Annotated in this window: 26 protein-coding genes and 1 tRNA gene; 23 read left to right on the top strand and 4 right to left on the bottom strand. The window is 45.0% G+C overall.

What is annotated here, in order from left to right; all coding sequences use genetic code 11:
* Position 1: 1 nt before the first annotated feature.
* Positions 2-1,525, bottom strand: a complete 1,524-nt coding sequence (locus D7D50_RS08630) for an ATP-binding cassette domain-containing protein (protein WP_120702005.1) — start codon at positions 1,523-1,525, stop codon at positions 2-4.
* A 318-nt stretch (positions 1,526-1,843) separates the two neighbouring features.
* On the opposite strand from D7D50_RS08630, the gene hemW reads away from it, so the two are divergent.
* The 18 genes from hemW (at position 1,844) to ldcB (ending at position 18,534) form a co-directional block, all read left to right on the top strand.
* Entirely contained in the window at positions 1,844-2,974 is a 1,131-nt protein-coding gene (hemW, locus tag D7D50_RS08625) for a radical SAM family heme chaperone HemW (protein WP_023023014.1), read from the top strand.
* Positions 2,975-2,977: 3 nt separating this feature from the next.
* Positions 2,978-3,736 carry an acyl-ACP thioesterase domain-containing protein gene (locus tag D7D50_RS08620; RefSeq protein ID WP_023023016.1) on the top strand — a complete coding sequence of 253 codons (759 nt, stop codon included), beginning with the start codon at positions 2,978-2,980 and terminating at the stop codon, positions 3,734-3,736.
* On the top strand, positions 3,718-4,422 hold the full coding sequence (locus D7D50_RS08615; RefSeq protein ID WP_174705357.1) for a hypothetical protein: 705 nt from the start codon (positions 3,718-3,720) through the stop codon (positions 4,420-4,422). The genes D7D50_RS08620 and D7D50_RS08615 overlap by 19 nt, the downstream gene beginning before the upstream one ends.
* Positions 4,412-5,182: a TIGR01457 family HAD-type hydrolase gene (locus D7D50_RS08610; RefSeq protein ID WP_023023020.1), complete on the top strand. Its 771-nt coding sequence runs from the start codon at positions 4,412-4,414 to the stop codon at positions 5,180-5,182. Before D7D50_RS08615 ends, D7D50_RS08610 begins: the two co-directional genes overlap by 11 nt.
* Entirely contained in the window at positions 5,175-5,804 is a 630-nt protein-coding gene (locus tag D7D50_RS08605) for a TIGR01906 family membrane protein (protein WP_120702004.1), read from the top strand. Before D7D50_RS08610 ends, D7D50_RS08605 begins: the two co-directional genes overlap by 8 nt.
* Positions 5,805-5,816: 12 nt before the next feature.
* On the top strand, positions 5,817-6,776 hold the full coding sequence (locus D7D50_RS08600; protein WP_120702003.1) for a CPBP family intramembrane glutamic endopeptidase: 960 nt from the start codon (positions 5,817-5,819) through the stop codon (positions 6,774-6,776).
* A gap of 462 nt (positions 6,777-7,238) precedes the next feature.
* Positions 7,239-7,607: an Imm6 family immunity protein gene (locus D7D50_RS08595; RefSeq protein WP_023023026.1), complete on the top strand. Its 369-nt coding sequence runs from the start codon at positions 7,239-7,241 to the stop codon at positions 7,605-7,607.
* A 460-nt stretch (positions 7,608-8,067) separates the two neighbouring features.
* Positions 8,068-9,900, top strand: coding sequence for an excinuclease ABC subunit UvrC (uvrC, locus tag D7D50_RS08590; RefSeq protein WP_120702002.1), 1,833 nt, complete (start codon positions 8,068-8,070; stop codon positions 9,898-9,900).
* Positions 9,901-9,994: 94 nt separating this feature from the next.
* Complete coding sequence (locus D7D50_RS08585; protein WP_120702001.1) at positions 9,995-10,831, top strand: metallophosphoesterase family protein; 837 nt, start codon at positions 9,995-9,997, stop codon at positions 10,829-10,831.
* A 79-nt stretch (positions 10,832-10,910) separates the two neighbouring features.
* Positions 10,911-11,516, top strand: a complete 606-nt coding sequence (locus D7D50_RS08580) for a nitroreductase family protein (RefSeq protein ID WP_120702000.1) — start codon at positions 10,911-10,913, stop codon at positions 11,514-11,516.
* A gap of 127 nt (positions 11,517-11,643) precedes the next feature.
* Positions 11,644-13,050, top strand: a complete 1,407-nt coding sequence (pepV, locus tag D7D50_RS08575) for a dipeptidase PepV (RefSeq protein WP_120701999.1) — start codon at positions 11,644-11,646, stop codon at positions 13,048-13,050.
* Positions 13,051-13,102: 52 nt separating this feature from the next.
* Positions 13,103-13,696, top strand: coding sequence for a uracil-DNA glycosylase family protein (locus D7D50_RS08570; RefSeq protein WP_120701998.1), 594 nt, complete (start codon positions 13,103-13,105; stop codon positions 13,694-13,696).
* A gap of 33 nt (positions 13,697-13,729) precedes the next feature.
* On the top strand, positions 13,730-14,221 hold the full coding sequence (locus D7D50_RS08565) for a prolyl-tRNA synthetase associated domain-containing protein (protein WP_120701997.1): 492 nt from the start codon (positions 13,730-13,732) through the stop codon (positions 14,219-14,221).
* A gap of 21 nt (positions 14,222-14,242) precedes the next feature.
* Positions 14,243-14,524 carry a rhodanese-like domain-containing protein gene (locus D7D50_RS08560; protein ID WP_117744179.1) on the top strand — a complete coding sequence of 94 codons (282 nt, stop codon included), beginning with the start codon at positions 14,243-14,245 and terminating at the stop codon, positions 14,522-14,524.
* Between the two features lie 98 nt (positions 14,525-14,622).
* Entirely contained in the window at positions 14,623-15,879 is a 1,257-nt protein-coding gene (locus tag D7D50_RS08555; RefSeq protein WP_120701996.1) for a DUF6574 domain-containing protein, read from the top strand.
* Positions 15,880-15,959: 80 nt separating this feature from the next.
* On the top strand, positions 15,960-16,355 hold the full coding sequence (locus D7D50_RS10270; protein ID WP_162614516.1) for a hypothetical protein: 396 nt from the start codon (positions 15,960-15,962) through the stop codon (positions 16,353-16,355).
* Positions 16,356-16,487: 132 nt separating this feature from the next.
* Positions 16,488-17,750 carry a TcaA second domain-containing protein gene (locus D7D50_RS08550; protein ID WP_227877733.1) on the top strand — a complete coding sequence of 421 codons (1,263 nt, stop codon included), beginning with the start codon at positions 16,488-16,490 and terminating at the stop codon, positions 17,748-17,750.
* Between the two features lie 10 nt (positions 17,751-17,760).
* Positions 17,761-18,534, top strand: coding sequence for an LD-carboxypeptidase LdcB/DacB (gene ldcB, locus D7D50_RS08545; protein ID WP_120701995.1), 774 nt, complete (start codon positions 17,761-17,763; stop codon positions 18,532-18,534).
* Between the two features lie 102 nt (positions 18,535-18,636).
* On the opposite strand, the gene D7D50_RS08540 is transcribed toward ldcB, so the two are convergent.
* From D7D50_RS08540 to D7D50_RS08530, 3 genes are all read right to left on the bottom strand, one after another.
* Positions 18,637-18,879, bottom strand: coding sequence for a type B 50S ribosomal protein L31 (locus D7D50_RS08540; RefSeq protein ID WP_023023047.1), 243 nt, complete (start codon positions 18,877-18,879; stop codon positions 18,637-18,639).
* Between the two features lie 222 nt (positions 18,880-19,101).
* The gene (locus tag D7D50_RS08535) at positions 19,102-20,097 is read right to left on the bottom strand and encodes a hypothetical protein (protein WP_120701994.1); all 996 of its coding nucleotides are present in this window, start codon (positions 20,095-20,097) and stop codon (positions 19,102-19,104) included.
* 185 nt (positions 20,098-20,282) lie between these two features.
* Positions 20,283-21,221, bottom strand: coding sequence for a DHH family phosphoesterase (locus D7D50_RS08530; RefSeq protein ID WP_120701993.1), 939 nt, complete (start codon positions 21,219-21,221; stop codon positions 20,283-20,285).
* Between the two features lie 177 nt (positions 21,222-21,398).
* Between D7D50_RS08530 and D7D50_RS08525 the strand changes: the two genes are divergently transcribed.
* The 5 genes from D7D50_RS08525 (at position 21,399) to D7D50_RS08505 (ending at position 24,047) form a co-directional block, all read left to right on the top strand.
* On the top strand, positions 21,399-21,842 hold the full coding sequence (locus D7D50_RS08525) for a flavodoxin (protein WP_117744184.1): 444 nt from the start codon (positions 21,399-21,401) through the stop codon (positions 21,840-21,842).
* A 130-nt stretch (positions 21,843-21,972) separates the two neighbouring features.
* Positions 21,973-22,254: a chorismate mutase gene (locus tag D7D50_RS08520; RefSeq protein WP_117744185.1), complete on the top strand. Its 282-nt coding sequence runs from the start codon at positions 21,973-21,975 to the stop codon at positions 22,252-22,254.
* Position 22,255: 1 nt separating this feature from the next.
* Entirely contained in the window at positions 22,256-23,467 is a 1,212-nt protein-coding gene (locus D7D50_RS08515; RefSeq protein ID WP_117744186.1) for a chloride channel protein, read from the top strand.
* A gap of 117 nt (positions 23,468-23,584) precedes the next feature.
* Positions 23,585-23,932 (top strand): 50S ribosomal protein L19, encoded by a 348-nt coding sequence (rplS, locus tag D7D50_RS08510; protein ID WP_003016418.1) that lies wholly within the window; start codon positions 23,585-23,587, stop codon positions 23,930-23,932.
* Positions 23,933-23,975: 43 nt separating this feature from the next.
* A tRNA-Arg gene (locus tag D7D50_RS08505) sits at positions 23,976-24,047 on the top strand.
* The last annotated feature ends 34 nt before the right edge of the window (positions 24,048-24,081 follow it).

Genomic DNA, 24,081 nt, shown 5'->3' with positions numbered 1-24,081 from the left:
GTTAGAGCGATTCTATCTCTACTAAACCATTTTCAGTCAGACGATAGATCTTTTGGCAGACTTCATTGAGGAAGGTCCGATCGTGGGAGACGGTAACCAATCCTCCTGGGTAGTCTGCGAATAGGCGTCGAATTTCTGGTTGGGAAGTGGGGGAAAAATTACGAGTAGGCTCGTCCAAGAGCAGAAACTGGGGTCTTGTGAGTACTAATTGAAGGAGGAAGAGTTTTCCTTGCTGACCACCAGAAAGTTCAGAGATAGGATGGTGCATTTCAGAATAAGTAAAGTTGAGGGAGGCTAAATGCAATTGAATGGTATTGATTTCTTCGCGATCGCCTGAATACTGTAGAAATTGAACCGGCGTATGAGTCAGCGGGAGGAGTTCAGTGTAATCTTGAGGCATATAGGCAGTGCGGATACTCTCATTCTTCTGTAAAATCTCCCAGATCATTTTTAGGAAAGTGGATTTTCCAACACCGTTGGAACCGATAATCCCTATCTTATCCTGCCCATGAAGAGTGAGGGAGAGGTTCTTGACTAGGACACGATCACCAATTGCGAGCTTTTCCTGATCTAAGAGAAGGACACGTTTTTGAGGAGACAAGGGAGTAAGGGAAGGGAAATGCAGATTAATGATTTCCTCATCATAGGGTTGGGAAGTCATGGCTTGGAATTCTCGCTCATAGCGCTTTTCCTGTGAGAGGAGAGACTTCATTTTCTTTGCTAGGAGACGTCCAGCAGTACTATCTTTGGTATTTCGTAAGGAGGTTTCGACTTGCTGGCGGACGCGACGGTGTTTCTCCATTGTTTTTTTGTAGGCTCGTTGATCATTGGCAGCTTGCTGAGACTGTTGCTTAAATTGTTGTTCCCTCTGGCTACTGTAGTCTTGATAGCCTAGGTGCTCCACGATGGTTTCAGCCTCCTTGCGGTGTTTGATCTGTCTTAAGTGTATGATCGTATCCGCCGTCTGAGTCAAGAAATCCTCATGATGGGAAATAAATAGAATGGTTTGGGGGCTTGTTTGGATCATCTGCTGAAGCCAGTCAAGGGTTTCTAAATCTAGATCGTTTGAGGGTTCATCTAAAAATAGCAATTCATGAGGACGACAAAGTTCGTGAAGAAGTTGGACCTTGAGGGCTTCTCCTCCAGATAGGCTTCCGATGGTTTGATCGCTTGCAAAGCGGTCGCTATTAAAATGCAATTGATCAGCCAGTCTGTAGAGGCTGGCATAGTCTAGCTCGTCCTCTCCAAAAAAATATTCTCCCAAAGTTTTTCCCTTCAATGCTTCCGGCAAAGACTGGGGAATATAGGCATAGGAGTGAAAGGAAGTGGTGATTTCTCCTTCTATGGTCAGATAATCTGGTAGAGATTTTTGGGACATGAGGACCTGAAGTAAGGAAGATTTTCCATTCCCTTCTTCGCCAATAATAGCAACTTTTTCTCCTTCATGTATGGTTAGGGACAGATTACGTACTAGATCGCGTAAATCTTTTGTATGGCGGATAGTGAGGTGGGATAGTTTTAGCATAAGATTCCTTTCTACTGGGACAAAAAACAGCTCTACCTATTTAGTAGAGCTGTATTCAAGCGGAACCCAAGTAGAAAAAGACCTAATTTAGCCAACAAAAGGTTGGAGAATAGGCGAGAGGGTACACAAAAAGAGATAGAACAAGCAGTCCACTAAATAAAGTATCTTATTTAACGAAACTTAGTTGTTCATATCTCCTTACCTCCGAATGTGATTAGCTTTATTCTATTCCTTTCATTCCTTCTTGTCAAGGAAATCCTTGCTTTCCCCTTTCTTTTCTGCTCTGGTTTTGGTGCGAAATGTGGTATAATAAAGGTTATGCAAGCTAAACCGTCCTCTGCCTATGTGCATATTCCATTTTGTACCCAGATTTGTTATTATTGTGACTTTTCTAAGGTTTTTATCAAGAATCAGCCGGTCGATGCCTATCTGGAACACTTGATCCAGGAGACTCGATCGTATGAGATTGGCAAACTTCGGACTCTCTACATCGGTGGAGGGACTCCGACAGCTCTGTCCGCCCAACAACTGGCCTATCTCTTGACAGAATTGCCCAAGGTTATGGACCTATCGGAAGTAGAAGAGTTTACCATCGAAGCCAATCCTGGAGATCTGGATCCGGATAAGATCGCAGTTCTCAAGGAGTCTCAGGTCAATCGGGTCTCTCTGGGTGTCCAAACCTTTGATAACAAGATGCTGAAAAAGATCGGTCGGAGTCACCAGGAGCAGGATATCTATGACAATATCCGCCACCTCAAGCAGGCAGGATTTGACAATATTTCGATTGATTTGATCTATGCTCTGCCGGGTCAGACCATGGACCAGGTCAAGGAAAATGTCGCCAAGGCGATCGACTTGGACATCCCCCACATGAGTCTCTATAGTTTGATTTTAGAAAACCAAACGGTCTTTATGAACCGCATGCGACGGGGCAAGCTTCCTCTCCCCAAAGAAGAGTTGGAAGCGGAGATGTTTGAGTACATCATTGAGGAACTGGAAAAAGCAGGCTTTGAGCACTATGAGATTTCCAATTTCTCCAAGCCTGGCTTTGAAAGTCGCCACAATCTGGTCTATTGGGATAATGCAGAATACTATGGCCTGGGAGCTGGTGCTTCCGGCTATGTCGATGGGATTCGCTACAAGAATCATGGCCCAATCCGGCATTACCTGGAGGCTGTTGAGGCTGGTAAGGCACGGATTACAGAGGAGCACCTGACACTGGAAGAGAAGATGGAAGAGGAGTTGTTCCTCGGTCTACGGAAAAAGACAGGTGTGTCTAAGGCACGTTTTGAAGAAAAATTTGGTATCTCCTTTGACCAACGCTATGGACAAGTGGTGGCCAGTCTAACGGAGCAGGGACTCTTGGTTCCAGATGACAAGCAAGTGCGGATGACTAAGAGAGGCTTGTTCCTTGGTGATACCGTAGCAGAGAAATTTATATTGGAGTAAACGATGGCTAAAATTTATCAGTATGACATGAAAGTCCCCTTTGATATGAGCGATGTGAATGGCTTTATCAAAATGCCACAGCTCATCCTCTTGTCCTTGCAAGTCTCAGGCATGCAGTCGATGGAGATTGGTATCAGTGACAGGGACCTGCTCGAACAGTACAATCTAGTCTGGATCATCACCGACTATGACATCACGGTTCATCGCCTGCCGGTCTTTGATGAACAGATTACCATTGAGACTCAGGCCCTGGCCCACAATCGTCTCTTTTGCTACCGTTCCTTTGTGGTCAGAGACCAGAATGGGGAAGCTATCGTCGAGATGGTGGCCACCTTTGTCTTGATGGATCGGGATAGTCGTAAGGTCCAATCCGTACCGGAGGAGATTACCGATCCATATGAGTCACCGTTTGAGAAGAAGATCCGCCGTGGTCCACGCTATCCAGAACTGAATGGGGCCATGGAGCAGAACTACCATGTACGTTTCTATGATTTAGACATGAACGGCCATGTGAACAACAGCAAGTACCTAGACTGGGTCTTCGAAGTGATGGGAGCAGAATTCCTAACCCAGCATATCCCTAAACGGGTCCACCTCAAGTATGTTAAGGAGGTCCTGCCTGGGGGCATGATTACCTCTAGCGTTGAGCGAGAAGGGATGATCAGCAATCATGTCATCTCATCAGAAGGCCAAGTACACGCCCAAGCCCTCATCACTTGGGAAGAAATAGATAAGGAAACATTATGGAAAAAAGAAGATTAAAACAGAAAAAAGAAGACTTGATGGAGGTTCAACGACGGGTTGTTGCTTATGCTCGTCGTAAGAAAAATCCCCTCTATGTGTTGGGAGATGGTTTCTTGACCTTAGTCGCAGCCTTTTATATCTTTATTGAGGAAGCGATTCGCTTTATCCGCTACCGGTTGAGTTTTGAAGCCTTTATGCGTTTTCTCAAGGAAGATGTTCGCTGGTATCGTGTCTGGATTCATTTGATTTTGGCCTTTATCCTGCCAGTCGTTGTCTTTTCCTTGAGTATCACCAGCCAAGCGGGTAGCTTCTGGAGTAACTTCTTTGATAAGCTCTCTCAAGGTGTCCTCTTTAGTACGACTGTCAGCCTCGCAGCGACTTTAATGACAGATTTCATCGAGACCATGAAGCCTATCCAGGCAGGGAAAGAAAGCAATGAGGAAAAAGAGAGCGGCGTCTATACCATCACCATTGATCAGGCTAAGATCGGTGGCTTGATGGTGACCATCGTCATCTTGATGATTTCATCCTTCCTCTTTACTCAGGCTGGAAAAGCAAGTATCAATTTCTTCGGTCTTGTCCTTCAATTTGCCCTATATGGAGCTTGTTTGCTTCTGTATGGAGCAGGAGGCCAGTTTCAAGATCAGGAGAAAGTAGCAGAGGAAGCAAGTGAAAAAGGAGATCAAGAATCCCATGACTTATAAGGGTTATTTAATCGACTTAGACGGAACCATCTACAAGGGCAAAGAGCGGATCCCAGCTGGGGAAGCCTTTGTCCACGAATTGCAAGAGCGTCAGATCCCCTATCTCTTTGTGACCAACAATACCACGCGGACGCCAGAAATGGTCCAAGAGATGCTGGCAGGCCAATTCAACATCGAAACGCCGCTGGATACCATCTATACAGCGACACTAGCAACCATTGATTATATGGTGGATATGAATCTTGGAAAAACCGCCTATGTCATTGGAGATGTTGGCTTGAAACAAGCCATTGCTGAGGCAGGTTTCGTCGAAGATACCGTCAATCCAGCCTATGTCGTGGTGGGTCTCGACTGGGAAGTGGACTATGAGAAATTCTCTATCGCTACCTTAGCCATTCAAAAGGGAGCACATTTCATCGGGACCAATCCTGACCTCAATATCCCGACAGAGCGGGGAATGATGCCAGGGGCAGGAGCCCTAAATGCCCTGATCGAAGCGGCAACGCGCGTGAAGCCAACCTTTATCGGTAAGCCCAATGCCATCATTATGGACAAGGCCATCGCTCACCTGGGACTAGAACGCGAAGAAGTGGTTATGGTGGGAGACAATTACCTGACTGACATCCGGGCAGGAATTGACAATGGCATTCCTACTTTACTGGTGACAACTGGCTTTACCAAGCCAGAAGAAGTGCCAGACCTGCCCTTGCCACCAACGCATGTCCTATCTAGCTTAGCGGAGTGGGATTTCGATGCGTGATCGGTTAAAGGTAACGGGCTTTGTCCTCTGGCTCTTAGCAACAGTGATTTTAGGGACCATTCTCGTAGCCTGGTTGATTTATCCCATGGAGATTAGCTGGTTACGAATTCAGAATCGGACCGGTTTGACTCCTGCAGTCATTCAGAAGAACTTTCAAGTCCTCATGCAGTATTTGACCAGTCCTTTTACTTGGAAGCTGGAGATGCCAGATTTTCCATCCTCTCCAGATGGCCTCCATCATTTTCAAGCAGTCAAGTACCTCTTTCACCTGACTCAGATCTTGTTCCTGGTCTTGTTGCCAGTGGCTATACGATTTATTCGAACAGTGATGCGTAAAGGCTACGCAGGTCTCTATCGCCCTTTATTTGGTGGGATGGTTCTCTTGCCTATCGTCATAGGAGGAGTGACCCTATTTATTGGCTTTGATCAATTCTTTACCCTCTTTCACCAAGTCCTCTTTGTCGGAGATGCTACTTGGCTCTTTGATCCCTACAAGGATCCCATCATATTAGCTCTTCCGGAGGACTATTTCCTACATGCCTTTCTGATTTTCTTTGTTCTCTATGAGGGGGCTTTTGGATGGTGCTACGGATGGAGCCGGAAAACAAAAACAGTAGATTAGCGGAGTGAATGGATGAAACAGTTTAATCGATTTTTAGATCCCAAAAAGGATTTGGGAAGCTTTTCGGGGATGGTTTGTCTCTATCTCTTGGTCATGGTCTTTGTTAGCATCATTTTGACCTTTGCCATTACCCTCTTTATGTTTGGACGGTATGGATTGGAGATGGCAGAGAAGCAGGAGTATGTAGAAAATCTCATCAATGGGAATGGGATTAGCTATCTAATATCTGTCAGTATAGGAGTCCTCCTATTTGCCCTCTATCGGCAAGGCTCCCTCTTTAAAGGAGATGTGAGACAAAAGGGACGCAAGATGACCTGGCAGACTTTCTTAGTCTTCATTGCCTTCTTGGGGTTCGCCCAGTTGGCTTCTAGCGCCTTATCTCAACTCTTAGACCACATGATGGGAACCCTGGGCTTTTACAAGCCTCAAGAGGATATGTCTGAGCAACTTAGCCAGTCTTGGAGTCTCTTGCTCTATGCGACCCTGATCGGTCCCATCACAGAGGAATTGGTATTCCGAGCCGCTGGACTGAGAGCCTTAGAAAAGTATGGAAAAGTCTTTGCGATCGTTATGACAGCGTTGGCTTTTGGATTGTTCCATGCCAATTTTGATCAGTTGTTCTTTGCAACCATTATAGGTTTTGGTTTTGGCTACTTGACCTTCGAGTATTCGATCTGGTGGGCTATTTTCTACCATATCTTTAACAACCTGGTCCTCTCGCAAGGGCTTCATTACCTCGGTACGCATGTGAGTATGAATGTAGCCGAGTGGGTTCAAATTCTGGTCTTTTTAGGTGGAACCATCGCCTTTACCATCGTTTTGATTTTAAAAAGAAAAGCTATTTTTCACTACATTCAAGAAAACCGACCAGCACCTGGTGTCTTCCAAAGAAGCTTGTATTCCTTCTGGTTCTGGGTCTTGGTCCTTGGGACAACTCTTATGTCCTTACTTCCTTATTTAAAAGGCTATTAATATCAAAGAGGGATCGTTTTCGATCCCTCTTTGATTGAAGATAAATTCTTCTGAAAAACTTTCCTTAGGTGAGTACGGACGTCAGCGAACTTCAAGGAAGTTCCATGACTTAGTTTTGAGCCCCTTCGCTCTTTAATTTCTGGGCTCAGGCTAAAACAGTTCCCAAAACTGTTTTACTCTCAAAACTCCTGAGTGCCTGAAATTCGAATTGTTTCAGGCACTTTTCTCACGGCAGAAAGTTTTTTATCCTCTTAATTGACTAAAAAAGTCATTTTTTTATAAATATCTAACTATTTTACTTAAAACAATAGTCTGTCTCCATTATAATAGAGAGAGTGTAAGACAAGGAGAAAGTATGTTTGATCGTTATTTGATGCTTACTTTTTAGAAGCGATCGTTAATCAACTGGCAACACCCTATAAACCTCGGATTCGCTCTGCTTTCGATGCTTGTTGGAGCTTTTTGGAGAATAAAGATAGAGGTGGAGAAGAGCTCTATGCTCTGTTGGATGATGGAACTGATGATGGTGGTATTTTCATTTATATGCAATTGGATGAAAATGAAGCGAATATCCCATCCTGGGATAATATCAGTTACGCGATAGGCTCAACTGCAAAAGAAGCTTATTCATTTGAAAATAAGGCAGCACTATCGTCTCCTTTGGAAAATATCGACGGTTCTTTGTTAGAGATTTTTATTGAGAATTTAAAAGAAATCAATTTTAATTTTTATGATCACGTTCAGGATATCAAAGACTTCCTTGCGCGTGGCAAATCACCATCTAAGAAAGAGGCCTTGAACGAATTAAAGAGAATAGGATTGTTGCAATGAAAACATTTGAAGATAATTTAATGATATTTTGAACATTCCATTATGTTTTATGCTACAATGAAAGCGAAAATAGTTCGTTTAGGTTAGAAAGGAGAAGCATAAATGCGTGGCCTTAAAATTAAACTATCATTATTTTGTTTCTCTCTTCTAATCCTGACATCAATAGCTTATTTTAGCAATAAATTAACATGCCCCCTTTTTTTAAAGCTTATATTTTACTCAATAATCATTGCTTATTGTTTCAATATAGCTTTTAGTTTATATAGTAAGAGGTAGAGCTAGTTATCCACATTAAAGTGGACGTAATATAATAAGCTTTTATAAGGAAAATGAAGAATACAATTGCAATTTGGATCGGTCATTTTTCAGATGTTATTTTTGTTAAATCATCAATCAATTTAATAGATTATAGAGAGGTTGGGCAAGTGCTAGACCTCTCTTTTTTGTTATAATAGGGAGTATGAATAACTTGATTAAATCCAAGCTCGAGCTCTTGCCGACGAGTCCGGGCTGTTACATTCACAAAGATAAGAACGGTACCATCATCTATGTGGGGAAGGCCAAGAATCTTCGCAATCGGGTGCGGTCCTATTTCAGAGGAAGCCACGATACCAAGACGGAAGCCCTGGTATCTGAGATTGTGGATTTTGAGTTTATCGTCACTGAGTCCAATATTGAGGCCTTGCTTCTGGAGATCAATCTCATCAAGGAGAACAAGCCCAAATACAATATCATGCTCAAGGACGACAAGTCCTATCCCTTCATCAAGATTACCAATGAGCGCTATCCGCGCCTCATCATCACGCGCCAGGTCAAAAAGGATGGCGGTCTCTATTTCGGTCCCTATCCAGACGTAGGGGCGGCCAATGAGATCAAGCGGCTTTTGGATCGGATTTTCCCATTCCGCAAGTGTACCAATCCGCCTTCTAAGGTCTGCTTTTACTACCATCTAGGGCAATGTATGGCCCACACGGTCTGCCACAAGGACGAGTCCTATTTCAAGGGCATGGCTCAGGAGGTTTCTGATTTTCTTAAAGGGCAGGATGACAAGATTATAGATGAGCTCAAGGTAAAGATGAATACCGCAGCGCAAAACATGGAATTTGAGCGAGCGGCCGAGTACCGGGATCTGATCCAGGCCATCGGGACCCTGCGGACTAAACAGCGGGTCATGGCCAAGGATTTGCAGAACAGGGACGTCTTTGGCTATTACGTGGACAAGGGCTGGATGTGTGTGCAGGTCTTCTTTGTCCGTCAGGGCAAGCTGATCGAGCGGGATGTCAATCTCTTCCCTTACTACAATGATCCGGACGAGGATTTCCTGACCTATGTGGGACAGTTTTACCAGGAGAAATCTCACCTGATCCCCAATGAAATCCTGATCCCTCAAGATATCGATGAGGAAGCGGTCAAGGCTCTTGTGGATACCAAGGTCCTCAAACCCCAGCGAGGGGAGAAGAAGCAGTTGGTCAATCTGGCCATCAAGAATGCGCGTGTTAGTCTGGAGCAGAAGTTTAATCTCCTTGAAAAATCCATGGAAAAGACCCAAGGTGCTATTGAAAATCTTGGAAAACTCCTGCAAATTCCAACCCCTGTGCGGATTGAGTCTTTTGATAACTCCAACATCATGGGGACCAGTCCGGTTTCTGCCATGGTCGTCTTTGTCAATGGAAAGCCAAGCAAAAAGGATTACCGCAAGTACAAAATCAAGACCGTCGTCGGACCAGATGACTATGCCAGCATGCGGGAGGTCATCCGCAGACGTTACAGTCGTGTCATGCGGGATGGCCTGACGCCACCAGATTTGATTGTTATCGACGGTGGGCAGGGACAGGTCAATATTGCCAAGCAAGTGATCCAGGAAGAGTTGGGGCTGGATATTCCCATCGCAGGCCTGCAAAAGAATGACAAGCACCAGACCCATGAATTGCTCTTTGGCGATCCTCTCCAAGTCATCGAACTCTCTCGGACCTCGCAGGAATTTTTCCTTCTCCAGCGGATCCAGGATGAAGTTCATCGCTTCGCCATCACCTTCCACCGCCAGCTACGGTCCAAGAATTCTTTCTCCTCCCAGTTGGACGGCATCGAAGGCTTGGGTCAAAAACGCAAGCAGTTGCTGATGAAGCACTTCAAGTCACTGACCAAGATCAAAGAAGCCACTGTAGATGAAATCGTCACAGTCGGTATCCCGCGTGCAGTGGCGGAAGCAGTGCAAGCCAAGCTCCATCAAGGACAGCAAGAAGAAGCACGTCCGTTGATGGAAGTGGCGGAGCCCTCCCAAGGATTTGAGTAATGGCACCATCCATTTTCATGGATGGTTTTCAAGTTTTTTATTTGTTTTTGTTATACTTAATGCACACAGATTTTTGATCGATAAAGGAGTAGTTATGAACCATCGAATCGCTATTTTATCTGATATCCACGGAGATACGACAGCTCTGGAGGCAGTAATTGCGGATGCGCGGGCTCAAGGCGCGACGGAATACTGGCTATTAGGGGACATTTTGTTACCAGGTCCAGGGAGAGAGGACCTTTTTGACTTGCTAGATACGATTCCCATTACAGCAGCTGTTCGTGGAAATTGGGACGATTGTGTCCTAGAGGCTTTGGATGGTGAGTACGGACTTGATGATCCGCAGGAGGTTCAGCTTCTCCGTCTGACTCAGTATATTATGGAAAGACTGGATCCTAAGCGGATCGATTGGCTTCGCTCGCTTCCTCTAATGGAGAAGAAGGAGGTCAATGGCATTCGCTTTTCACTGACCCACAACTTGCCAGAAAAGAATTATGGTGGGGACTTGCGTCCAGCTAATGCGACGGAGAACTTTGACCAATTGCTCGATGACCAGACCGATGTGGCCATCTACGGGCATGTCCACAAGCAGTTGCTTCGCTATGGTAGTCAGGGTCAGCAAATCATCAATCCCGGCACCATTGGTATGCCTTATTTTGACTGGGAACCCATACAAAACCATAGGGCCCAGTATGCGCTGATCGATGTTGAAGAAGATGGGGTGACCAACCTGCAATTTCGCAAGGTATCTTATGACTATGAAGCAGAGCTCCAAGATGCCAAAGATAAGGGCCTCCCCTTTATTGAGATGTATGAAGAATTGAGACGGGAGGATAACTATCGGGGCCATAACAAAGAACTCCTCGCAAGTCTTAATAAGAAGTATGGTTATGACCAAGATGTCAAGAACTTCTATGACTTTCTCTCCTAAAAGATCAATGAAAAAACTCTGCAAGCTCTTTCATTTTGTGTTAAAATAGAGGTAATAGAATTAGAAAAGGAAGTTGACTATGAAATTCCTAGAACTCAACAAAAAACGTCATGCGATCAAGCATTTCACAGACCAGCCGGTCGATCCCAAGGATGTACGTACAGCTATTGAAATTGCTACCTTGGCTCCAAGTGCGCACAATAGCCAACCATGGAAATTCGTGGTCGTTCGCCAGAAAAATGCAGAATTGGCAAAAGTAGCTTATGGTGGGAACTATGACCAAGTCATGGAAGCACCTGTGACCATCGCTCTCTTTACGGATACTGATTTGGAACGTCGGGCTCGGAAGATTGCGCGTGTCGGTGGGGTCAAGAACTTCACAGAGGAGCAGTTGCAATACTTCATGCAAAATCTTCCCGCAGAATATGCTCGCTACAATGAACAACAGATCAGCGATTACTTGGCATTAAATGCTGGATTGGTCGCGATGAACTTGGTATTGGCCTTGACCGACCAAGGGATCGGCTCTAACATCATCCTGGGCTTTGACAAATCAAAAGTCAATGAAGTCTTGGAAATCGAAGAGCGTTTCCGTCCAGAACTCTTGATCACAGTCGGTTACGCAGCGGAGAAGGTGGAACCTAGCTACCGCTTACCAGTAGACGAAATCATTGAAAAACGCTAATAGAAACAGGAAGAACCGGATGGTCTCGTCTCGTACGATACAAGTCCGGTTTTCTAGAATCCTTTGGTGGACAGTCGCTGATGGGATTCTAGGAAATTCAATTTAAATAGAACTAATGGAGGAATGCATGACAACAATTGACTTTAAAGCAGAAGTAGAAAAACGTCGCGAAGAAATGATGGCTGACCTTTTCAGCCTTTTAGAAATCAACTCAGAACGGGATGATAGCCAAGCAGATGCGACTCACCCTTATGGACCTGGACCAGTCAAAGCTCTTGAGAAATTCTTGGAAATTGCTGAGCGTGATGGCTATGAAACAACCAATGTGGACAACTATGCTGGTCACTTCACCTTTGGACAAGGGGAAGAAGAGCTCGGGATCTTTGCCCATATGGACGTGGTGCCTGCTGGTAGTGGCTGGAACACAGACCCTTACAAACCAGAGATTATCGATGGCAAGCTCTATGCCCGTGGTTCATCGGATGATAAGGGGCCTACAGTAGCTTGTTACTACGGCTTGAAGATTATCAAGGATCTGGGATTGCCTGTATCTAAGCGTGTGCGCTTCGTAGTCGGTACAGATGAAGAATCCGGCTGGGGCGATATGGACTACTATTTTAAACATGTCGGACTTCCTGATCCAGACTTTGGTTTCTCTCCAGATGCTGAATTCCCAATCATCAACGGAGAAAAAGGAAACATTACCGAGTACCTCCATTTTGGTGGTCAAAACACAGGTCAAGCCCATCTTCATAGCTTCACCGGTGGCCTTCGTGAAAACATGGTACCTGAGTCAGCGACAGCTCTTGTTTCAGGACAATTGCCAGATCTAGTTAGTCTCTTGGAGGCCTTTGCCAATGAACACCAACTTCGTTATGAAGTAGCAACAGAGGATGACGGTAAATTTAAGCTCACTATTATCGGGAAATCTGCCCACGGCTCTACTCCAGAAGCTGGGATCAATGGAGCGACCTACTTGGCTCTCTTCTTGAACCAGTTTGACTTTGGTGGAGATGCCAAAGCCTACTTGCAAGTGTCAGCTTCTCTTCTTCACGAAGATTTTGCTGGTGAGAAGCTAGGCATTGCCCATACGGATGAAAAGATGGGGGCTCTCAGCATGAATGCGGGTGTCTTCAACTTCGACGAGAATAGCTCAGATAACACCATCGCCTTGAACATTCGTTACCCTAAAGGAACAGATCCAGAAACCATCAAAGCTGGACTTGAAAAAGTAGAAGGAGTGGCATCTGTCACCTTGTCTGCCCACGGCCACACACCTCACTATGTTCCAATGGAAGATGAATTGGTCTCAACGCTGTTGCGTGTCTATGAAAAACAAACTGGACTGAAAGGTCATGAGCAAGTAATCGGTGGTGGAACCTTTGGTCGTCTATTAAAACGTGGGGTTGCCTTCGGTGCCATGTTCCCAGACTATGTGAACACTATGCACCAAGCCAATGAATTTACGGATGTAGAAGATCTCTACCGTGCAGCTGCAATTTACGCAGAAGCTATCTACGAACTCATCAAATAAGACGCTACTCAGTCGGCACTTGCTGGCTGAGTTTTTGCTTAGAGGAGGAGAAATGAAGCAACTAGAGCAGATCAAAAAAGCCATCATGGCTGATCCACAAAACAAAGACTATACGGATAAAGGGATTGAGCCCTTGTTTGCGGCACCAAAGACAGCTCGAATCAATATTATCGGACAGGCACCTGGCCTTAAGACACAGGAAGCAGGCCTCTACTGGAAGGACAAGAGTGGGGACCGCTTAAGGGAATGGTTAGGAGTCGATGAAGAGACCTTCTACCATTCGGGTATATTTGCGGTCATTCCTATGGACTTTTATTTCCCAGGTCATGGCAAGTCAGGAGATCTGCCACCTCGCAAGGGCTTTGCGGAAAAGTGGCATCCTCAACTCCTCAAAGAGTGTCCAGATATTGAGTTGACCCTCTTGATTGGCCAGTACGCCCAAGCCTACTATCTTCATGAGAAGGTCAGTGGCAAGGTGACAGAGCGGGTGAGACGGTACAAGGACTACCTGCCCGACTATTTCCCTCTGGTCCACCCTTCGCCTCGCAATCAGATCTGGATGGCCAAGAATCCTTGGTTTGAGTCAGAAGTGGTGCCGGCTCTCCGGTCTCGAGTCCAGCAGATTATAGCCGAACATACAAAATAATAGTTAGTGATAATTGTAAAAGGAGGTATTTCCATGGATCCATATCAAAAAGTCAAAGACAAATTAGACGAACTCGGGATTGAATTTGATGTGGTGGAACACCCACCAGCATTCACGACTGAGCAGGCCGATTCTTATATTGAAGGTCTCGAAGGGGTCCGGACAAAGTCCATGTTTTTGACCAACAAAAAGAAAACCCAGTACTATCTGCTCATCATGGATGACCAGAAACTCTTAGATATGGATGACTTCAAAGAGCAAGTAGGAGCCAATCGGATACGTATGGCTTCAGCTGAATCTCTAGCAGAAAAAATGCAATTACCAGCTGGGACAGTATCCCCATTTGGCTTGTTAAACAATGAAGAAAAAGATATTCTCGTCTATTTTGATCAGGATATTGTGTCAGAGGAAATCATGACCTTCCATCCTAACACCAATGAAAAGACAATCTTTATCAAAACCCAAGACCTATTTCGTTTTTTAGAGTCCATTGATTTTAACTATGAAATACTAACCTTGCCATAGTGGCAACAAAAAGGAGAAATCATGAAAGAAATTCCATTTAATGACTTTTTAGCAAAGTACCAAGCTGGAGAGATCCAAGTCGTCGATGTCCGTGAGCAGGAGGAATACGATGCCCTTCATCTGGACGGAGTGACCTTGCTTCCCTTATCCGTGTTAGCAGAACGGTATTCAGAACTAGACAAGGAGCAAGCCTATTATGTCATCTGCAAGTCTGGCCGGCGCTCAGCCCGTGCCTGCCAATTTTTGGAAGAAGAGGGCTATGATGTGACCAACGTCCAAGGTGGCATGGATGCATTTGAATAGTTGGGATGCTCTAGACAGTTGATTCCTGTAGAATATTGAATTATAGCTAAAATTTTTATATAATATATCTGTATTTTATTTTATAAGGAGATTATTTTATGATCAAACAGGATTGGCTTGATTACTTTGAAGCTGTGAACGGTCGTTCAGCAACTGAAGCAGAGATCGCACAAGCATTGGCTGCAGGTGAGTTCCAAGAAGAACAGGCAGCTCAAGAAGCTTTACAATTTGTAGGTGCTCCAGCAGCTCCAGACCAAGCAAGCGCTGGATTCGTCGCTGCTCCAGTAGCACCAGAAGAAGCGGCTTCACAATTTGCTACTGCTCCAGAAGCACCAGCTCAAGAAGCGCCACAATTTGCTGCTGCTCCAGAAGCACCAGTCCAAGAAGCGCCACAATTCACAGCTGCTCCAGAAGCGCCAGCACAAGAAACGCCACAATTTGCTGCTGCGCCAGAGGTGCCAGTCCAAGAAGCACCTCAATTTGCTGCTGCACCAGAAGCACCAGTACAAGAAGCGCCACAATTTGCTGCTGCGCCAGAAGCACCAGTACAAGAAGCGCCACAATTTACTGCTGCGCCAGAAGCACAAACATTTGGTGCTCAACCAAATAGCTTCCAGCAAGCACCTCAACAACAGCCACAACCAGGATTTGGTCAACCGGCTCCGGGTCAAGCTCCAGGTCAAGGCTTCCAGCAAACACCTTATCCAGGACAACCTCAACCAGGCCAAGCTTATTATGCACAACCTGTCCAACCAAATGCCTTTGGACAAGCAATGAAAGGATTCTGGTCATGGTTCGTTTCTGCTTTGGTTCGTCCAACAGTAGAAAATCAACCAAGAGTATTAAATGGTATCCTTCATTATGTCTTGACTGCATTTATCCTTAGCCTCTCACTTTTTTTCGTGGCGAGTGCCTTCCCTTACGCTGAAGTTGGATTTACAGCTTACCTATTGATTGTCATTGTAACTTTCTTTACAATTTATGTTACTCAATTAACTGGTTTCTTGGTTCGTAACCTTGTCTTGCAAGATAAAGAATACACCTACAAACGTTCATTCGATGAGTTTGCTCGCTTGTCTATCTATGCCTTGCCAGCATCCCTCATTGTCTTGATTTTTTCTCTAGTCAAGTACTTTGAAGGATTTATCTTCCTTCGATCGTTAATCTTCGTTCTCTATTTCTTAGGCTTGCTCTATACTGTTTACCAAGGTTTGAACAGAACAAAATTCAAGGCTGACAAATTCTTGTTGCTCCTTGCTTCTTCAGCAGTCATTCTAGTCATCTTCACAATTGTTGGCATCATTGACAGACGTATTTTAGAACAAGTATCTATCTATATTGCTTCCTTCTTCTAATTAGATAGGAACCTTGTCATAAAATTCTTGTTCATATACATATCGGATGAAAATATTTTAGGTTTTAGGAGAACATACCGATGAACAAAAAATGGGTAGAATTATTTGAAAAAGTAATCGGTCGCAAACCTACTCCTGAAGAATTCATTGCCGGAAGAGATTCCGGCTTTGATTTTAAGGCAATCAAATCGATTGCTGGAGTAGCGATCGACCAAGTGGCTTCAGAAGCGTCAGCTTTAGGAGGACAGGGGCCAGTAGAAGCGGTTGTAAATCCTCTTCAACTTGCTTGGGAAGAGCGCTTCATCGCCCTCTATGGACATTGCCCGCTTCCAGAAGAGATTGAATCTGCTCGAAGCCAGAACTTTGAAATTGTAGAAGCGCCTGCTCCGACGATTGACTTGGAAGAGACCAATCAGACAACGCAGGTCTTCGCACCAGTAGAGAGTCCATCAGAGACAGCAGAAAACTTGTCCTAGCCGGTTGAAGCCCCAGCGCCAGCAGGAGCACCAGAGCTAGAAGAAGCTGTCAAGAAAGGCAAGAATAAGAAAGAAAAGAAAGTCAAAAAAGAGAAAAAGGGCAAGAAAAAGAAAGTCTTCTTTTTCAGCATTTTGACTTTGTTGGTCTTGGTCTTGTCTGGTCTAGGCTATTACTTCTCATCAACTACAGGCCCACAGGTGACAGTGGATAAATTGGTCACAGCCATTGAACAAAAGGATTACCAAGAAGTAGCGAGCATCCTTTCTAGTGACAAGGACAAGTGGACCAAGGAAGAAGCTCAAGGCTTGCTAGACTATATGACTGCTCAGAAGATTGATGTCATCTACGAATTAGATCATATCGCCCAGTCTTCAAAAACAGGTAGCGTCAAGGACAAAAACCAGAATCTACTGATCGGAATTGAGAAGGCGGATAAGAAATTCGGTATCTTTCAAGAATACCGCATCGCGACCTATCCACTTGAAGTCACAGCGATTACCAATCTGGATGATGCCAAGCTTAAGACCAGCGAAAAAGAGTCGACAGTGCTCAAAAAGAACCAAAGAACCAAACTTGGAAAGGTTCACTTTGCGCCACGAGACATGCAACTAGATGGTAAGACCGAAGTTGGAAAAATCTCCAGTGAGGTCAAGTTAGATCCAGTTCAGGCTTCTAAGAACAAGCTGAACTTGACCTTCAATTCTGAAAAACGTCTTCTTGAAATTGAATTCCCAGAGGAAGTAAGCAATCCAACTGATATCAAGGTAGCAGTGAATGGCAAGGAAGTCGGCACAAGTACCTTATTTGAAGTCGATGTAGTAGCCCATCAAGAAATTGAAGTTCATGCAGTCTTTAATGTTAATGGTGAGAGCTATACAACTGATAAGGCTAAAGTCACAATCGGTGAAACTCCTGATGACGATGAAGTCATCACTTTGAAGCTTTCTAAGGATGTGACCAAACGATTGAAAGATGCAGAAACAGCTCGTAAAGCCAAGGAAGAAGAAGCCAAGAAGGCTGAAGAGAAGAAAACCTCTGTAACCTCCTTCCTCCAAGACTACCGGACAGAAGTCTTCTCATCTGTCTCAAGTAGATCCAACACCTACTCTAAGTACTATGACACGTCAAGTGACGCCTACAAGGAAATGGTGGAGTGGACAACAGGTGGTGGAGTCAAGAAGGCTGAAATCGACTACTATACACCAGGTGTTTTCAACGTTCTTAGCGTTACCGAAGAGAACGGAATGGTGATCGTGAAAACCCACGAAGAATATACTGTACATTATGTGACCAGCCGAAAAGATAGCCAGAGTAGCAAGGACAAGACCTATACCCTAAAACCAGTAGGGGATACTTACGTGATTACGGCTATTGCGGTCACAGCTGGTAATTAGGAGGTTTATGATGAAATTAAGCATGACAAAATGGACACTTGCTGGCCTTGTTCTTTTGAGCCTAGGCGCTTGTGGCCAACAGAAGGAATCAAAGAGCTCAACGCAAAAAGAGCCTACTTCCAGTAAGCAAGTCGCACAGTCATCAGCTAGTAAAGAAACCAGTGCTTCTGAAGCAACTTCGTCTGACGATAGCGAAAAGTCAACGAAGAAGGCAGGCAAAGTAACGGTGGACCAAGGTGTTTCCTTTAATGGTTCTTATTACAGTGTCCAAGGAAAGTCTGGAGATATCGTCATCGCCAACAAGCACTACCCCTTAGCTGCAGACTACAATCCAGGTGAGGATCCAACAGCTGTTGCGGCCTTGCACGAGTTGATCGCGGCCATGCAGGCTGAAGGCTATGCTATCAGCGATCAGTACAGTGGTTTTCGCAGTTATGAGACCCAAGTAGATCTCTACCAAAGCTATGTCAATCAAGATGGTGTCGCTGCAGCAGATCGCTACTCAGCTCGTCCTGGCTATAGCGAGCACCAGACAGGTCTAGCATTTGACCTCATCGATACCAGTGGCAATCTCGTTCAAGAAGCAGGCGCAAGCAAATGGTTGCTCAAGAACGCTGCCAAGTATGGTTTTATCGTTCGTTATCAAGAAGGAAAAGAAGCGAGCACGGGTTACATGCCGGAAAGCTGGCACCTTCGCTATATCGGAGAAGATGCAAAAGATGTCGCAGCCTCAGGAAAAAGCTTAGAAGAATACTTCAACTTTACCGGTGGCGACTACGAATAATAAGAAAACCGCTCTTTCAGGAATCCTGAAGGAGCGGTATTTTTTGTGCTGGGCAGGACAAGAAAAAACCACTGCCAAGTGGAAGTGGTTTTGATGGATTTCTTATTTGAGACCGTATTTTTTGTTGAAACGATCCACACGTCCATCTGCTTGAGTGAACTTTTGACGTCCAGTGTAGAATGGGTGTGAGTCTGATGAAATTTCAACACGGATCAATGGGTAAGTTTCACCTTCGAATTCAACAGTCTCGTTAGAGTACTTAGTTGAACCACTAAGGAACTTATAACCAGTAGTAGTGTCCATGAAGACAACAGGGCGATATTCTGGATGGATATCTTTTTTCATTTTGCAATAATTCCTTTCTGCCATGGTCTCTTTCCGAGCCATAGATTGTTACTAAGTTAGTTTATCAAAAACAAAAGAGTTTGGCAAGGATTTTTACCAAATTTTTCGCATTTTTATTAAGAAAAAAGTGGGAGAAGCTCATCCTATCAGACAAGCTTTTCCCACTCTGCCTAACAGTCCCAGTAAAGAAATGTTGGACATGTAAGATCAATAGAAATATTTTTATTCTTGACCAGGTTCAGTAGTTGGCTGTTCTGGTTGTTGAGATTGCTGTTGCTCTTGAGGTTGCCAAGGTTGTTGAGGCGCTTGTTGGAACCCTTGCTGAGGTTGTTGAGGTGCTTGTTGGAAGCTTTGTTGAGGTGCTTGTTGGAAGCCTTGTTGAGGTGCTTGTTGGAACCCTTGCTGGGGTTGTTGGAACCCTTGTTGAGGCGCTTGTTGGAATCCTTGTTGAGGTGCTTGTTGGAACCCTTGTCCTGGGGCAGGTTGACCAAACCCTTGTTGAGGTGCTTGTTGGAACCCTTGTCCTGGGGCAGGCTGACCAAACCCTTGTTGTGGTTGTTGCCATTGTTGTTGTCCAGGTTGACCAAACCCTTGTTGAGGCGCTTGTTGGAACCCTTGTCCTGGAGCAGGTTGACCAAACCCTTGTTGAGGCGCTTGTTGGAATCCTTGTCCTGGGGCAGGCTGACCAAACCCTTGTTGCGGTTGTTGCCATTGTTGTTGACCAGGTTGACCTGGTTGTTGTGGTGATTGGACAGATGATGCAACAGACTGTGCGAATCCTCTACTTGTTGATGCAAGTTCTTGGAATGTCCCTTTAGTGATTTTACCACCAGACATCGCAAGAAGTCCTGTGACAACAAGAGCAATACTTGCAATGACTGCAATAATCAAACCAAAACCAATAGAAAAGCCATCACCGAATTCAGATGAAGCACCCAAAACTCTAAACATAGTGATGATCGTAATTAAGCTTTCAAGAATACCGATAGCAATGACACCAATGGAAAAATTCTTGTTCATTGGTGGAGCAATGTTTGGAAGGCAAGCTAGAACGATGGCACCAATAGCTAGGACAACGATGACCCATCCAAATTCACCTCGAATTCCACTGAAAGAATAACTTCCGAAGGATCCACCATTAAGTGTACTCCACGGCAAAAAGGTAGAAATGGCAGTAAGAGCTGCTGCGACAATGATAAAAATACGATGTTTATGCATAAAAACGTCTCCTCTTTTTTGTGATTATTATAGCATAAATAAGCTCAAACTGGAATGGAAATCTAAGAAATCGTTCACATTTTTCTAAATCTTATTAAAATTTATTCGTTTTTGTTTAAAATGAATAAAGGCCAATCAACTCCACTAGAAATGACTGACCTGCTTGCTTGATTCTTCATGAACATCTATTTTGTCTTGGCAACTTCCTGTAGTTCTCGATAGATTTGCTCGTTTTCTTCTAAAGAATAAGAATTGGCTCCACTGGCGAGTGGGTGGCCTCCACCATCGTGGCGTTTTGCAATCTCATTGATCACCAGAGCCTTACTTCTCATACGGACGCGGTAGTGGCCATCAGCTTGCTCGACAAAGATAGCCCAGACGCTGACGTCTTCGATCCGACCAGGTGCTGAGACGATCGCAGCAGTCTCGGCATCTGTGATTTGGTAGTGTTTGAGAAGATCTTGAGTCAGGGTCACGCGACTAGCTCCATTTTCATCGATTTCGAGATGGTCATAGACATAGCCTTGAAGCTTGGCGATCTTAGAACTCATGCTGTCCATCTGACGAGAAAGACCTGCAAAGTCAAAGTCAAAACTACGAAGGTGGGCAACCATCTCGAAAGTCCGGCTGGTCGTCGAAGGATAGAGGAAGCGTCCAGTGTCTCCGACAATACCAGCATAGAGGAGACGGGCTGCTTCTGGACTGATCTCAAGCTCTTGTTCAAGAGCGAAGAGGGTGATAAGCTCGCTCGTAGAGCTTGAATCTGTATCTACCCAGAGGAGATCTCCGTAGGCATCGTCGTTTGGATGATGGTCGATCTTGATCAGAAAATCGCCACTTGTGTAGCGTTTGTCATCGATGCGAGGGGTGTTGGCAGTATCGCAGACAATGACCAGGGCACCTGCATAGTCCTCATCAGTTACAGTATCCATGCTAGCCATCCAAGCAAGAGTCGGTTCGTCATAGCCGGTAGCTAGGACTCTTTTATCTGGGAAGTTGGTCTGGATGATCTCTTTCAGGCCGACCTGGCTTCCGATCGCATCCGGATCGGGATTCATATGACGGTGAAGGATAATGGTATCGTATTGGTTGATTTTCTCTAAAATGTCCTGTGTAATCTGCATATAGTACCTCATTTAGTTCTCATTCAATTTTAGCATAAGCAGGGCATTTGGAAAAGAAAAAGGTTGTCTGGCTCTCTGGTGGGGAATTTCCGAACAATGCCAGGTCCCCAGTACTTCCCTATGCAAAATTCGAGCGAAAGTGGTATAATGTCATAAGATTATTATTTGGAGGGAATTATGACATTAGCAAAGATTGTTTTTGCAAGTATGACAGGAAATACAGAAGAGATTGCTGATATCGTAGCCGATAAGTTTCGTGATCTTGGTGTCGAAGTAGAAGTCGACGAATGTACAACAGTAGACGCAGAGGACTTTCTTGAAGCTGACATTGCAGTCGTAGCAACCTATACTTACGGTGATGGTGAGCTTCCTGACGAAATCGTAGACTTTTATGAAGACTTAGCTGGTCTTGATTTGAATGGTAAGATTTACGGTGTTGTTGGTTCAGGTGATACCTTCTACGATGAGTTTTGTAAAGCAGTCGATGACTTTGATCGTGTCTTTGCAGCAACTGGTGCGGTTAAAGGTTCTGAGTGCGTCAAGGTAGACTTGTCAGCTGAAGACGAAGATATTGAAAAATTAGAAGCTTTTGCAGAAGAACTTGTAGCAAAAGTAGGATAAACCATAGCTAAGAAAGGTGTTTGCATGTGGCAGGCACTTTTTTTGTGGTTGAAAATGTTCAATAGCTGGATAGGGCTAGTAAGATAGCACGATTTTTGATAAAATGGGAGCAAAAAGTGAGGAGACCAGTATGGAGTTAGAGAAAATTCGCCAAGAGATTGATAGCATCGATAAAGAATTGGTCCATTTATTGGAACGCCGGATGCACTGTGTAGAAGATATCATTCGGTACAAAGAAACTCATCAAAATCCTATCTTGGATCGGGGCAGAGAAGATGAGGTCTTAGCCAATGTCGCTGGCTTGGTGCAGGAAAAGCGCTATGAAGAGACCATCCTTGCGACTTATCGAGACTTAATGAAGCGCTCCAGAGGCTACCAGGCCGATCAATTAGATGGGGACGAAGGTGCTTGAGATGACGATAAGTAAAAGAACCTTAGTATATACCCTAGATGCCATTATGATCGGGGGGATCGTCGGGGTGATTGATACTCTCTTCGGGCGTGTCTTGATTGGGATTGGAGAAGTTCGTACGGATTACCTTCTCTATCTCTTACCCTTTCTGCCTCTAGCCGGTATCTTGATCACCTATCTCAATCGCACCTATGGAGGTAAGAGTCAAAAAGGGATGGAGCTCCTCTTTGAAGTAGGAGAGGGAAGGGAGAAAGCCATTCCCAAGCGCTTGATTCCCTTGACCATCCTTTCTACCTGGTTGACCCATCTCTTTGGTGGATCTGCTGGTCGAGAAGGAGTAGCGGTCCAGCTTGGGGGAACAGTGGCCCATGCTCTTCGAAGAGACTGGCTTGGCCCTCACGCTTCACGGATTTATTTGGTCACTGGGATGGCTGCCGGCTTCGGGGGACTCTTTCAGACGCCTCTAGCTGCCATCTTCTTTGCTATGGAGGTCCTAGTGGTTGGGAGACTAGAGTGGCGGGCTCTTTATCCTGCGGCCATTGCAGCCTTTGTTGCTAGTTGGACCTCTCACACCTTGGGACTAGAAAAGTTTACCCAGATCATTTCTGCCAAGCTCTCCCTATCCCCACAAGTCTTCTTGCAGTTACTTCTTTTGGGAGTCATCTTTGGTCTGACAGGCAAGCTCTTTGCCTATCTCCTAGGCACCTTTAAACAAAGCTTTACCAGGACCTTTGCCAATCCCTATGTGCGGATTGGAGTGGTTGGCCTCGGTCTGAGTATTCTCTTGTATCTGATTGGAGCAGGTCGCTACACGGGACTGGGGACCAATCTGATTTCCCAAAGTTTTGAAGGAGCTGATGGGAAGAGCTTGATCACTGGGGCAGACTGGATCCTCAAGCTCCTCTTCACGGTGACGACCATTGCGGCAGGCTATAAGGGAGGAGAAGTGACCCCGCTCTTTTCTATCGGGGCCAGTCTGGGTGTCTGGCTAGCTCCTTTCTTTGGACTTCCGGTTTATCTGGTAGCCGCCTTAGGCTATGCAGCAGTCTTTGCCGGAGCAACCTCGACGACGATTGGACCTATCTTGATTGGGTGTGAGGTCTTTGGTTTCCAACATTGGCCAGCCTTTCTCTTGGTCTGTCTGGTCGCAACTCGCCTCTTTCCAGCCCTGTCTATCTATGGTGGACAAAAAGTTGCGAAAAAGTTGCAATAATCCTTTACAAAAGGACATTCTTTTGGTATTATAAACTTTGTGCGTAATGGAAGCACAAAAATACAGTTTATCCGCTGAGGGAGTAGCCCTCAAGATTGACGAAGATAGGAGAATAAAATGAATCCATTAATTCAAAGCTTGACTGAAGGTCAACTTCGTACTGATATCCCTGCATTCCGTCCTGGTGACACTGTTCGTGTACACGCGAAAGTTGTCGAAGGAACTCGTGAACGTATCCAGATCTTTGAAGGCGTTGTTATCGCTCGTAAAGGTCAAGGACACACTGAAATGTACACTGTTCGTAAAATCTCTAACGGTGTCGGTGTTGAACGTACATTCCCAGTACACACTCCACGTGTAGAAAAGATTGAAGTTGTACGTTACGGTAAAGTACGTCGTGCGAAATTGTACTACCTTCGTGCATTGCAAGGTAAAGCAGCTCGTATTAAAGAAATCCGTCGTTAAGACGAACAAGGAGGCGGGAGTGATCTCGCTTCTTTTTTTATAGGTCCCCTTAGTTCAATGGATATAACAACTCCCTCCTAAGGAGTAGTTGCTGGTTCGATTCCGGCAGGGGACAGAGTTAGAAAAGAACACTGATTCGTCAGTGTTTT

Source organism: Streptococcus koreensis, assembly GCF_003627135.1.
GTDB lineage: Bacteria > Bacillota > Bacilli > Lactobacillales > Streptococcaceae > Streptococcus > Streptococcus ilei.
Note: the sequence above shows the minus strand (reverse complement) of the source record. Positions and strands in the feature narration are given on the sequence as shown.

Excerpts from the sequence above, each read along its gene's own strand:
- uvrC (WP_120702002.1), top strand. The coding sequence starts at position 8,068 with ATGAATAACTTGATTAAATCCAAGCTCGAGCTCTTGCCGACGAGTCCG.
- D7D50_RS08585 (WP_120702001.1), top strand. The coding sequence starts at position 9,995 with ATGAACCATCGAATCGCTATTTTATCTGATATCCACGGAGATACGACA.
- D7D50_RS08530 (WP_120701993.1), bottom strand. The coding sequence starts at position 21,221 with ATGCAGATTACACAGGACATTTTAGAGAAAATCAACCAATACGATACC.
- D7D50_RS08620 (WP_023023016.1), top strand. The coding sequence starts at position 2,978 with ATGGCTAAAATTTATCAGTATGACATGAAAGTCCCCTTTGATATGAGC.
- D7D50_RS08600 (WP_120702003.1), top strand. The coding sequence starts at position 5,817 with ATGAAACAGTTTAATCGATTTTTAGATCCCAAAAAGGATTTGGGAAGC.
- rplS (WP_003016418.1), top strand. The coding sequence starts at position 23,585 with ATGAATCCATTAATTCAAAGCTTGACTGAAGGTCAACTTCGTACTGAT.
- D7D50_RS08540 (WP_023023047.1), bottom strand. The coding sequence starts at position 18,879 with ATGAAAAAAGATATCCATCCAGAATATCGCCCTGTTGTCTTCATGGAC.
- D7D50_RS08535 (WP_120701994.1), bottom strand. The coding sequence starts at position 20,097 with ATGCATAAACATCGTATTTTTATCATTGTCGCAGCAGCTCTTACTGCC.
- D7D50_RS08520 (WP_117744185.1), top strand. The coding sequence starts at position 21,973 with ATGGAGTTAGAGAAAATTCGCCAAGAGATTGATAGCATCGATAAAGAA.
- D7D50_RS08570 (WP_120701998.1), top strand. The coding sequence starts at position 13,103 with ATGAAGCAACTAGAGCAGATCAAAAAAGCCATCATGGCTGATCCACAA.
- D7D50_RS10270 (WP_162614516.1), top strand. The coding sequence starts at position 15,960 with ATGAACAAAAAATGGGTAGAATTATTTGAAAAAGTAATCGGTCGCAAA.
- D7D50_RS08630 (WP_120702005.1), bottom strand. The coding sequence starts at position 1,525 with ATGCTAAAACTATCCCACCTCACTATCCGCCATACAAAAGATTTACGC.
- D7D50_RS08525 (WP_117744184.1), top strand. The coding sequence starts at position 21,399 with ATGACATTAGCAAAGATTGTTTTTGCAAGTATGACAGGAAATACAGAA.
- D7D50_RS08515 (WP_117744186.1), top strand. The coding sequence starts at position 22,256 with ATGACGATAAGTAAAAGAACCTTAGTATATACCCTAGATGCCATTATG.
- D7D50_RS08565 (WP_120701997.1), top strand. The coding sequence starts at position 13,730 with ATGGATCCATATCAAAAAGTCAAAGACAAATTAGACGAACTCGGGATT.
- D7D50_RS08605 (WP_120702004.1), top strand. The coding sequence starts at position 5,175 with ATGCGTGATCGGTTAAAGGTAACGGGCTTTGTCCTCTGGCTCTTAGCA.
- D7D50_RS08610 (WP_023023020.1), top strand. The coding sequence starts at position 4,412 with ATGACTTATAAGGGTTATTTAATCGACTTAGACGGAACCATCTACAAG.
- D7D50_RS08615 (WP_174705357.1), top strand. The coding sequence starts at position 3,718 with ATGGAAAAAAGAAGATTAAAACAGAAAAAAGAAGACTTGATGGAGGTT.
- D7D50_RS08560 (WP_117744179.1), top strand. The coding sequence starts at position 14,243 with ATGAAAGAAATTCCATTTAATGACTTTTTAGCAAAGTACCAAGCTGGA.
- ldcB (WP_120701995.1), top strand. The coding sequence starts at position 17,761 with ATGAAATTAAGCATGACAAAATGGACACTTGCTGGCCTTGTTCTTTTG.
- D7D50_RS08580 (WP_120702000.1), top strand. The coding sequence starts at position 10,911 with ATGAAATTCCTAGAACTCAACAAAAAACGTCATGCGATCAAGCATTTC.
- pepV (WP_120701999.1), top strand. The coding sequence starts at position 11,644 with ATGACAACAATTGACTTTAAAGCAGAAGTAGAAAAACGTCGCGAAGAA.
- hemW (WP_023023014.1), top strand. The coding sequence starts at position 1,844 with ATGCAAGCTAAACCGTCCTCTGCCTATGTGCATATTCCATTTTGTACC.
- D7D50_RS08555 (WP_120701996.1), top strand. The coding sequence starts at position 14,623 with ATGATCAAACAGGATTGGCTTGATTACTTTGAAGCTGTGAACGGTCGT.